Source organism: Corynebacterium intestinale (assembly GCF_023574125.1).
GTDB lineage: Bacteria > Actinomycetota > Actinomycetes > Mycobacteriales > Mycobacteriaceae > Corynebacterium > Corynebacterium hesseae.
The window spans coordinates 330,386-341,831 of the sequence record NZ_JAMKFF010000002.1 but is presented as its reverse complement, the minus strand read 5'-3'; the positions used below and the strand labels follow the sequence as shown (position 1 = coordinate 341,831).

General features: G+C 61.2%; 4 protein-coding genes. All 4 read right to left on the bottom strand.

The annotated features are described in order from the left end of the window. The coding region (locus M5J06_RS04570) for a YPDG domain-containing protein (RefSeq protein ID WP_250224081.1) at positions 1-2,161 on the bottom strand (2,161 nt) is incomplete at its 3' end. 380 nt (positions 2,162-2,541) lie between these two features. Further along, positions 2,542-6,537: a DNA-directed RNA polymerase subunit beta' gene (locus M5J06_RS04565; protein WP_070596756.1), complete on the bottom strand. Its 3,996-nt coding sequence runs from the start codon at positions 6,535-6,537 to the stop codon at positions 2,542-2,544. A 102-nt stretch (positions 6,538-6,639) separates the two neighbouring features. Next, positions 6,640-10,119 (bottom strand): DNA-directed RNA polymerase subunit beta, encoded by a 3,480-nt coding sequence (gene rpoB, locus M5J06_RS04560; RefSeq protein WP_250224080.1) that lies wholly within the window; start codon positions 10,117-10,119, stop codon positions 6,640-6,642. Between the two features lie 294 nt (positions 10,120-10,413). Beyond that, positions 10,414-11,370: a cell envelope lipid trafficking protein PgfA gene (pgfA, locus tag M5J06_RS04555; protein WP_250224079.1), complete on the bottom strand. Its 957-nt coding sequence runs from the start codon at positions 11,368-11,370 to the stop codon at positions 10,414-10,416. Positions 11,371-11,446: the final 76 nt, after the last annotated feature.

Here is an 11,446-nt window from a genome sequence, read left to right as displayed (position 1 = left end):
CAGTGTTCGGATCAACCTTCACACCATCCGGAGCATTCTCACCCGGGGCGAACTTCGTGCCCTCAGGAGCCTTGGTCTCCTTGCCGTCCTTGTCCTTAAACGTCGGCGCCGGAACCTTCACATTATCGCCCGGCTTACCAGAACCATCCTCGTACTTAGGATCGAAGTTCTCATTGTCCTTAGTTGCAGCAGGCGCAGCCAGGTTGAACTTCGCCGGTACTTCGCGGGTAACCGGGTTAGCACCCCCGGCAGGCGTCCACGTGACCTTTACGAGCGCCGAGGTTTCACCTTCAACCTGCTTATCTTTAGGCCAGGTGATTGCGCCGGTCTTAGGATCAATGTCCAGGCCCAGGGCCTTAGCGGCAGCAGGATCAGCGAACTCGAAGGTTGCGCCTTCCGGCATCTTCTCTTCGGCATCAGTATTCGAGTTGTCGAAGGAAGGCTTTACTACAAGGTCCTTCTCCTTGGCTGTGCCCTTGGTCTCGTCGTACTTAACGACGGTCGGGTCTGCCAAGAAGGAGTCGGCCAAAAGGAGCGTGCCGGTTGGCTTACCCGAAGCATCGGCAGCGAATACCTGAGAAGAGTACACGGTTGGCTTAGAGAGCTTTTCTGGGACGGTGAAGTCACAGGACTCCAGCTCTCCAAGCTTGTTAGCGGTAACGGTGCAGAACTTACCAGTGGATTCACCGTCGGCAAACCACTCAATTGCGTATTGCTGGTTCGGAACGAGGCCGGTCGTCTTCGACTTGGCGGTATCACCAGGGGCAGCAATAGCTGAGGCGTTATCGTAGTTGATAACGTCGTGAATCGGGCGCGGAGTCAGCAACGCGAAGTTCTGGACAGAAATGTTTGCTGACTCAAGCTCAATACCGAGATTTCCACCATGGGGGGGCTGGAACATGTTGTCCTGGTAGTTACCCATCCACAGATCACGGTTGTCGCCAACTACCGGATACAGGTACATGTAGTCCGTGTTGATGTGGCGATGACGCTGGCCCAGTGTGCCGTTCCACTGCATCAGCTTACCGTGCTCTTCGTCCTTGGCGGAGACGAGCGTGCCCCACTCTTTGTCAGTGGTTTTATTGCCCTTGTCGTTGCGGCTAATTCCATACAAGCCAGCAAAGGGGAGATAGAAGGAACCGTCATCCTTTACATAAGCTACGCGAGACTCTGCGATGTGGGAGCCTGCGCCGTGCTCAGCCTGATATTTGTCGACGATTTCTTTCTGGGCGACGCGGAACTGTTCGCGGCTGTAGTTTTTGTTTGCTTTCTTCCAGGCGTCAAACTCGCGTGCTACTTCATCGTTCACATAAGAGCCTACGACCTTAACATCAGTAGCGGCACGATCTGAAGATTTCTTGAAGTATTGGTTGGCGAGTGAGCCCTTGACCTCATTGTTTTCCCACCAAACATCGCCTCGTGCGGTACCATAATCACCACCGTCTGGCCACTTCTTATCAGCAGTCGGTGCCTCGGTCCACTCAGCTTCGGGCTTGGCAAGCCAACCGTCAATGTTTGGGCGCTCCTGGAATACAACCTTGCCGTCCACGATGCGGTTAATGCCGGCAGTGAAATCCCAGCTCTCCCACTTACGGGTAAGTCGGTCGTGGAATCGACCACTGTACATGTCGCCACCAGCTGCCAAGGTGTACTTTGCCGGATCTGGGTTTTCAGCCCACGTACGAACCTGGAACTTGTCATCACCAGCCAGTTTGAACTCGATTGGGTTGCCCAGGCCGTCCTTCGGTGCCTTGGACAGGTCAAAGACGAACTTACCTTCAGAGTCCGAGGTGGTGTAGTAGATCGGCGACACCTGTCCCTTGCCGTTGACGTACTGCAAGAAGACTTTGACACCGGACATAGATTCGTCAGCTTCATTCTGAGCCTCCGGACCTGAATCACGATCGAGATAGACCGTGCCTTCGTAGCCCTTCTTCTGACCCCAAGTGCCGTCTGCCTTAATGGCAGTGGCCTCCGAGGTGCCTCGGGTATCTACACTGCGATCCTGACCGGCTGCTGCCTCCTGAGCGATAGCAGCCGGCGAAGAAGCCGGGCTGACTACCGGGTGGACGAAGGGCGCAACCATAGCGACGGAAAGAGCGGCGGCTGCAATCGTCGTGCCGCGGCGACGAGCAGAACCGTTGAAACTCTTCATATCCATGAAGAATCCTTTCATAAGAACGATTAGGGAATCGGTCAACAGCTGCCCTAGGTCAGATTCTGAAGCATCTTGAGCGTTCCTGAAGGCAAACTGGACTCAAGCCGAGACGCTACTTCCCTCCGCTACTCTCCGCAAGGGCAAAACTCACCCCTGGCTAACGGTGTCCGTGCACGTCATGGCCATTCCGTTGATAAGAAATTCTAAATATGCAGCTCACAGCCAGTCTCAATGTTCATGATATTCACAGGGTTCTTTATGTCTGTAACTCTGGCCTCAAATAAAATACCCCGCCACTACCCTGTTTAAGGGGGGGCAGTGACGGGGGTAACGGAAAGACAGCCTTATTGGCTAACTTCGGCGAGCCTCACGCGGCTTTACACCTAGAAGGTGTAGTCCTCCTCCAGCGGGACAGAAGCACCGGTGAACTCACCGAAGCCATCGTCGCCGTAGATGGAATCGCCGTAAGTCGGGATGGAGTACGCAGCATTGCGTGCGGCCTCAGTCGGCTTCACGCTGATGTTGCGGTAGCGGGAAATACCCGTACCGGCCGGAATCAGCTTACCGATGATGACGTTCTCCTTCAGACCAATGAGCTGATCCGAGCGCTTGTTGATGGCGGCGTCGGTAAGCACGCGCGTGGTCTCCTGGAAGGAGGCCGCGGAGAGCCAGGACTCCGTAGCCAGGGAGGCCTTGGTGATACCCATGATCTCACTGCGCAGCTGTGCCGGCTGGCCACCCTCAGCAACCTGAGCGGCGTTAACCTGCTTGGCCTCAGAGAGGTCAATGAGGTTGCCCGGCAGCAGGTCGGTGGTACCGGCGTCGATGACGGTACCGCGACGCAGCATCTGGCGGATGATGATCTCGATGTGCTTGTCGTGGATGGCCACACCCTGTGCACGGTAAACGGCCTGAACCTCGTCGATGAGGTGCTTCTCCACACCGCGGCGGCCGAGGACCTCCAGCACGTCGTGCGGGTCAGCCGCACCGCGCATGAGGCGGTCACCGGTGGTGACGTGGTCGCCGTCGCGAAGCGAGCGCTCAATCATTGCGTCCGGGTTGGACTCCATCGGGCGGCGGACCTGAGCCAGGCCCTGGCGCTTCGACAGCTTCTCGTAGACCACGTTGTCGGAACCGTCATCCGGGGTGATGGTCAGCGTCCAGAAGTTGCCCTCATCGGACAGGGACACGGTGCCGTCGACGGAAGCGATAGGAGCGCGGTTCTTCGGGTTACGGGCCTCGAAGAGCTCCTGAACACGCGGCAGACCGCCGGTAATATCGCCACCGACACCACCCTGGTGGAAGGTACGCATGGTCAGCTGGGTACCCGGCTCACCAATGGACTGTGCGGCCACGATGCCGACTGCCTCGCCGATATCAACCAGCTTGCCGGAGGCCATGGACTTGCCGTAGCACTTCGCGCAAACACCGGCCGGGGTCTGGCAGGTCAGCACGGAGCGGACCTTGATCTCCAGAACGCCAGCGTTGACGATCTTGCGGCTGAGCTCCTCGGTCAGGTCGGCGCCTGCCTCAGCGATGACCTCGCCGTTGGCGTCCTTGACGTCGTTAGCCACGACGCGGCCGGATGCGGAGGTCTCCCACAGCTCGTGCAGGTCGTAGGAACCTTCGGCGATCTCGACGCCGAGCGGTACGCGCACGCCCTGACGGGTGCCACAGTCCTCCTCGCGAACGATGACGTCCTGCGCCACGTCCACCAGACGACGGGTGAGGTAGCCGGAGTCAGCGGTACGCAGAGCGGTATCCGCCAGGCCCTTACGGGAACCGTGCGAGTTGTTGAAGTACTCCAGAACCGACAGGCCTTCACGGAAGGAGGTCTTAATCGGACGGGTGATGTAGTCACCCTTGGAGTTCACAACCATGCCCTTCATGCCGGCCAGGGTCCAGATCTGACGCATGTTACCGGCAGCACCGGACTTCACGATCATCGGAATCGGGTTGTCGTCGGGGTACAGCTCCTCGACGGCGTTACCCACGGTGTCCGTGGCGTCCTTCCACAGCTCAACCAGGCGGTCGTAGCGCTCGCGCTCGGTCAGAGCACCCTGCTCCCAGTACTTGCGCTCGATGCGCTCGGCTTCCTTCTCGTAGGACTCGAGCACCTCGTGCTTGTTCGGGAGGACCAGCACGTCGTGCATGGTGATGGTCACGCCGGAACGGGTGGCCCAGTAGAAGCCAGCGTCCTTCATCTTGTCCAGAACCTGGGCAACGGTGATCATCGGGTACTTCGCGGCGAGGTCATTAATGACGTCACCGAGCAGCATCTTGTTGCCGGCGCCGCCCTTACGGACCATGACGCCCTCGAGGTACGGGTAGTTCCACGGCAGCAGGTCGTTGAACATGATGCGGCCCAGGGTGGTCTCAGCGAGCCATGCCTGGCCCTTCTGCCAACCATCGGGGAAGTGCTCTGCCTCGATGTCTGCCGGCGGGCGCAGGTGGGAGATGCGGACCTTGATCGGGGCCTGCAGGCCAAGAACGCCGCGGTCGCGGGCCATGATGGCCTCCGCGTAGGAGGAGTACACGCCCTGCTCCGGACGATCCTCCGTGGCGGGGCGGTAACGGCCCTCGCCGCCGATCTCGTCCTCACCCTTGTCCATGGTGAGGTAGTACAGGCCGGTAACCATATCCAGACGCGGCATAGCCAGCGGCTTACCGGAGGCCGGGGACAGAATGTTGTTGGAAGCCAGCATAAGGACACGTGCCTCAGCCTGTGCCTCGGCGGACAGAGGCAGGTGAACTGCCATCTGGTCACCGTCGAAGTCGGCGTTGAAAGCCTCACAAGCCAGCGGGTGCAGCTGGATGGCCTTACCCTCGACGAGCTTCGGCTCGAAGGCCTGGATACCCAAGCGGTGCAGGGTCGGTGCACGGTTCAGCATCACCGGGTGCTCGGAAATGGCCTCTTCGAGGACGTCCCACACCTCGGGGCGCTGGCGCTCCACCATGCGCTTGGCGGACTTGATGTTCTGCGCGTAGTCGTTTTCTACCAGGCGCTTCATGACGAAGGGCTTGAACAGCTCCAGAGCCATGAGCTTCGGCAGACCACACTCGTGCAGCTTGAGCTGCGGGCCGACGATAATCACGGAACGGCCGGAGTAGTCCACGCGCTTACCCAGTAGGTTCTGGCGGAAGCGGCCCTGCTTACCCTTGAGCAGGTCAGACAGGGACTTCAGCGGGCGGTTGCCCGGGCCGGTGACCGGACGGCCGCGGCGGCCGTTGTCGAAGAGGGCGTCGACGGACTCCTGCAGCATGCGCTTCTCGTTGTTCACGATGATCTCGGGAGCACCGAGGTCGATCATGCGCTTGAGGCGGTTGTTGCGGTTGATCACGCGACGGTAGAGGTCGTTGAGGTCGGAGGTGGCGAAGCGGCCACCGTCCAGCTGCACCATCGGGCGCAGCTCCGGCGGGATCACCGGGATGGCATCGAGCACCATGCCGGCCGGATCATTGCCCGAACGCAGGAAGGCCGCGACGACCTTCAGGCGCTTGAGGGCACGCATCTTCTTCTGGCCCTTGCCGTTGTTGATGATCTCCTTGAGAACCTCAGCCTCGGCCTCGAGGTCGAAGTTGCGGATGAGGGTCTGGATGGCCTCAGCACCCATGCCGCCGGTGAAGTAATCCTCGTAGCGGTCAACGAGCTCTTCGTAGATGGTCTCATCGATGATCATCTGCTTCGGAGCCAGCTTGATGAAGGTGTTCCAGATTTCGTCGAGGCGAGCAACCTCGCGCTCACCGCGCTCGCGGATGTGCTGCATTTCCTTGTCGGCAGCGTTCTGGACCTTGCGGCGGGCGTCGGCCTTGGCGCCGGCGGCCTCCAGCTCGGCCAGATCCTGCTCGAGCTTGGCAGCGCGCTCAGCGATCTCTGCCTCGACGTCATCCTCAACGTCCTTCTTCTCCAGAAGCATCTCTGCTTCCAGAGTGGACTGGTCATTGTGGCGAGCTTCCTCGTCGACAGAGGTAATGATGTTGGCAGCGAAGTAGATGATGCGCTCAAGGTCCTTCGGAGCCAGGTCCAGCAGGTAGCCCAGGCGGGAAGGAACGCCCTTGAAGTACCAGATGTGGGTAACCGGCGCGGCCAGCTCGATGTGGCCCATGCGCTCACGGCGCACCTTGGACTTGGTCACCTCGACGCCACAGCGCTCACAGATGATGCCCTTGTAGCGCACGCGCTTGTACTTACCGCAGGAGCACTCCCAGTCACGGGTCGGGCCGAAGATGCGCTCACAGAAGAGGCCGTCCTTCTCCGGCTTGAGGGTGCGGTAGTTAATGGTCTCGGGTTTCTTGACCTCGCCCTTGGACCAGCGACGGATGTCCTCGGCCGTGGCCAGCCCGATGCGGAGCTCGTCGAAGAGATTTACGTCAAACACGTAATGTCTCCCTTTCATCCCCCGTCAGGGGGAAGTTGATGGCTTTGTATGTAGGTGGTGTTTCGTTATGCCCGCCGCCAGTAAATGCGGCGGACCAAGAAGCTAGGCGATGTCTGCGTCGGAGCGCTCGTCGCGGGACAGGTTAATGCCCAGGGACGGAGCGCCGTCCATGTCATCATCGTCGGAGCCGGACAGTTCCATCGGGGTGCCGTCGGTGGAGAGAACCTCCACGTTCAGGCAGAGGGACTGCAGCTCCTTGAGGAGGACCTTGAAGGACTCCGGAATACCCGGATCCGGGATGTTGTCACCCTTGACAATGGCCTCGTAGACCTTGACGCGGCCGACCACGTCATCGGACTTGATGGTCAGGAGCTCCTGCAGGGTGTAGGCAGCGCCGTATGCCTGCATTGCCCACACCTCCATCTCGCCGAAGCGCTGGCCACCGAACTGTGCCTTACCACCCAGCGGCTGCTGGGTAATCATGGAGTACGGGCCGGTGGAGCGGGCGTGGATCTTCTCGTCAACGAGGTGGTGCAGCTTGAGCATGTACATGTAGCCGACGGAAACCGGGTACATGTACGGCTCGCCGGAGCGGCCGTCGAAGAGGCGGGCCTTACCGTGCTCATCCACCATGACGTCACCATCGCGGTTCGGCTTGGAGGAAGCCAGCAGTCGGGAGATCTCCTCGTTGGTGGCACCGTCGAAGACCGGGGTTGCGGTCAGGGACTCCGGCGGGACGTCGTAAAGCTCTTCCGGAAGGGTCTTGAGCAGCTCGGCGTTGGCCGGGTCCTCGGTGTCGATCTTCCAACCGGCGTGTGCCAGCCAGCCGAGGTGAACCTCGAGCACCTGGCCGATGTTCATACGACGCGGCACACCGTGGGTGTTCAGGATGATGTCCACCGGGGTGCCATCCTCCATGAACGGCATATCTTCCGGCGGGAGGATCTTACCCACAACGCCCTTGTTGCCGTGGCGGCCGGCGAGCTTATCGCCGTCCTGGATCTTGCGCTTCTGAGCCACGTAGACGCGGATCATTTCGTTGACGCCCGGGGCCAGGTCGTCGTCATCCTCGCGGGAGAAGCGGGAGACGCCGATGACCTTACCGGTTTCACCGTGCGGCACCTTCATGGAGGTATCGCGGACCTCGCGGGCCTTCTCGCCGAAGATGGCGCGCAGGAGGCGCTCCTCCGGGGTCAGCTCGGTCTCACCCTTCGGGGTGACCTTACCGACGAGGATGTCGCCCGCGCGGACGTCGGCGCCGATGCGGACGATGCCGCGCTCGTCGAGGTCACGCAGAACGTCATCGGAGACGTTCGGGATCTCGCGGGTGATCTCCTCCGGGCCCAGCTTGGTATCGCGAGCATCGATCTCGTGCTCCTCGATGTGGATCGAGGTGAGGATGTCCTCCTCCACGATGCGCTGGTTGAGGATGATGGCGTCCTCGTAGTTGTGGCCTTCCCACGGCATGAAGGCAACCAGCAGGTTGCGGCCGAGGGACATCTCACCGTTGTGGGTACCGGGGCCGTCGGCAAGCACCTGGCCCGCCTCGACGCGCTCACCCAGGGAGACCAACGGGGTCTGGTTGTAGTTGGTGTTCTGGTTGGTGCGCTCGAACTTGCGCAGCATGTAGGTATCGCGCTGGCCCTCGTCATCCATGATGGTGATGAGGTCCGCGGTGACGTTCTCCACCACGCCCGCCTTCGGGGTGATGATGAGGTCACCAGCATCGTAGGCAGCGCGCTGCTCCATACCGGTGCCCACGTACGGGGCCTCGGAACGCACCAGCGGCACGGCCTGGCGCTGCATGTTCGCGCCCATGAGGGCACGGTTAGCGTCGTCGTGCTCGAGGAACGGAATCATGGCGGTAGCCACAGAGACCATCTGGCGCGGGGAAACGTCAACGTAGTCAACGCCGGCGGCGTCGGTCACGCCGATATCGCCGTCCTTGAGGCGGACCTCGATGCGATCGCCGGTCAGGGTGCCGTCGGCATCCTTCTCCACCTCGGCCTGCGCGATGGCGTAGCGATCCTCTTCATCGGCGGTGAGGTACTCCACCTGGTCGGTGACCTTGCCGTCCACAACCTTGCGGTACGGGGTCTCGATGAAGCCGAAAGCGTTGACGCGGGCATAGGAGGCCAGGGAACCGATCAGACCAATGTTCGGACCCTCAGGGGTCTCAATCGGGCACATGCGGCCGTAGTGCGAAGCGTGAACGTCTCGCACCTCGATGCCGGCGCGCTCACGGGACAGACCGCCCGGGCCCAGCGCGGACAGGCGGCGCTTGTGGGTCAGGCCGGACAGGGAGTTGTTCTGGTCCATGAACTGCGAGAGCTGGGAGGTACCGAAGAACTCGCGGATAGCGGCGGAGACCGGGCGGACGTTAATCAGGGAGGTCGGGGTAATCGACTCCGCGTCCTGGGTGGTCATGCGCTCGCGGACGACGCGCTCCATACGGGACAGGCCCACGCGGACCTGGTTCTGGATGAGCTCGCCGACGGTGCGCAGACGACGGTTACCAAAGTGGTCGATGTCGTCGGTGTGGATGGCGATCATCTCACCGTTCGGGGCCTTCATCTCACGCTCACCGGCGTGCAGGCGCACGAGGTACTCGAGGGTGACGGCGATGTCTTCCTCGGTCAGGGTCATCAGACCGTCGTGGTCACCGCCCAGGCCGAGCTTGCGGTTGACCTTGTAGCGGCCAACCTTGGCCAGGTCGTAGCGCTTTGCGCGGAAGAAGGAGTTATCCAGCAGGGCCTGCGCGAGGTCGCGCGTGGGCTGCTCGCCCGGGCGCTGCTTGCGGTAGATCTCCAGCAGAGCCTCGTCGGTGTTGGCCACGCCATCGGACTCGAGGGTGGACATCATGAGCTCGGAGAATCCGAAGCGCTCCTTGATCTGCTCCTCGGACCACCCCAGGGCCTTGAGCAGCACGGTGACCGGCTGGCGACGCTTGCGGTCGATGCGCACGCCAACGGTGTCGCGCTTGTCGACGTCAAACTCGAGCCACGCACCGCGGGAAGGAATAACCTTCACGGAGTGCAGCGGGCGCTCGGTGGACTTGTCGATGGTCTGGTCGAAGTACACACCCGGGGAACGCACGAGCTGCGAGACGATAACGCGCTCGGTGCCGTTGACGATGAAGGTGCCCTTCTCAGTCATCATCGGGAAATCGCCGATGAAGACGGTCTGGGACTTAATCTCCTGGGTGTCGTTGTTGATGAATTCTGCGGTGACGTACAGTGGCGCCGAGTAGTTGATGTCCTTCTCTTTGCACTCGTCCACGGTGTTCTTCACCGGCTCGAAGCGAGGCTCCGACAGGGACAGGGACATGTTGCCCGAGTAATCCTGGATCGGAGAAAGCTCCTCGAGGATATCCTCAAGGCCGCTCGTCACGCGTGCGTCTTCGCCGCGCTCTGCCTGCTCGCGCTCGCGCCACTCGGGGGTGCCGATGAGCCACGCGTAAGAATCGAGTTGTAGATCAAGGAGGCCCGGGACAGCGATAGGCTCGCTGATTTTAGCGAAGGAGTATCGCTTCGGGGCTCCAGGGATGTTGGCCACTGACTTGGTCTGGCGGGAGACTGCCAAGATGGGTCCTTCCAGTACCTCTGGCGGATTGCCTCCCCACCCTGGCCGGTGAGGTGCAAAACCGCTGGTAGATTTAGCATTCGGTCTGCTGTGGAACGACTGGGTTTAGAATGCACAAAATCACCTTGTCAAGTCGGTTTTGCCATCACCGCTCGAAAGGCTAAATGTGCACTAAAGATCCAGATTCCAGCGCAACGAAATAGCCTATAGCATAATGGCGGCCTTGTAAAGGCGAAACGTGCCGTCGGCGTGTCGCTACGCAGATCCGCACGCGCGAGCCTCTAGCACGCGCGGCTAGCGGGAGTGGCGGTTGGTGGGACGGCGAAAAGCGCCCAGCGCCCCAAGCAGCACGAGAACGGCGCCGATGCCGAGGCCACCCCAGCGCACCCACTGCCCCACAGCACTCCGCGGGAAGCGCTCAGCTTGCTGGAGCATCTCCGCGCGAGATTCCTCATCAGTTGCACCATTGAAGGCGAACTGCACCTCGCGCTCGTTGCCTTCGCGGTCTGCCCAGTAGTCCTTGATATCGACGTCCATGCCCACGACGAGTCCGGTGGCCTGGTCTACAAAAAGGTCCCGGGTTGCGGCGTGGAAGAGGTAGCCCTGCTCGGTAGAGTCGTCCTCATTACTCAGCGTGGTGGTCGTGCTACCGGCATAGAGGGTGGCCACGTTGGTGGGCTCCACTTCCTGGTGGTAGCGGTAGACCGTGCGGCCGTCGATATCGAGGGATTCCTCGAAGACGGCGTCGGCCGCCTTGCGCAGGACCGGGTCGAAGACTGGGTAGGTGGTCTGCTCAGCATCGGCGGGCAGCTTCAGCCAGTAGCCCTCGACGGGCACCTCCGCCGTGGGCGAGCCCATGGTATGGGAGAGCGCCGCCGGTCCCGTGGCCTCACCGCTAAGGCGATCGACGGGATAGTTCCACACGCGCGCAAAGCTCAAGTCCTCCACGTTGCCCGTGCCGCCGCGGATGGCGGACTCCCCCACTCGCAACGTTGCGGTGTCCTTATCCGCCGGATCCTGGATGTCCATGTTGAGCTGATAGGTCATCGGCCCCTCGTACTGCGTAACGCCCTCTGCGGACAGCGCCTGCGCGGTGGCGCTGTCATCCTGCATCGTCCACGTGGTGTTCTTGATATCCAGCGGCAGGCGCGGGCTAAAGCTCAAGAAGCTCGACGCCGCCAGGCCGGCGGCGATCAGCGCAACGCCGAGGCCGAGCAGGAGGACGGAGAAGATGCGGGACTTGGGCAGCATGGTGGCTTATCCTACCGATTCGTTTGTTCAAAACACATTTCCCAGGAGGGTGCGTTTCAGTTTTGTGCAGCTGCGG

Coding starts and splice junctions, on each gene's coding strand:
- pgfA (WP_250224079.1), bottom strand. CDS start 11,370: ATGCTGCCCAAGTCCCGCATCTTCTCCGTCCTCCTGCTCGGCCTCGGC.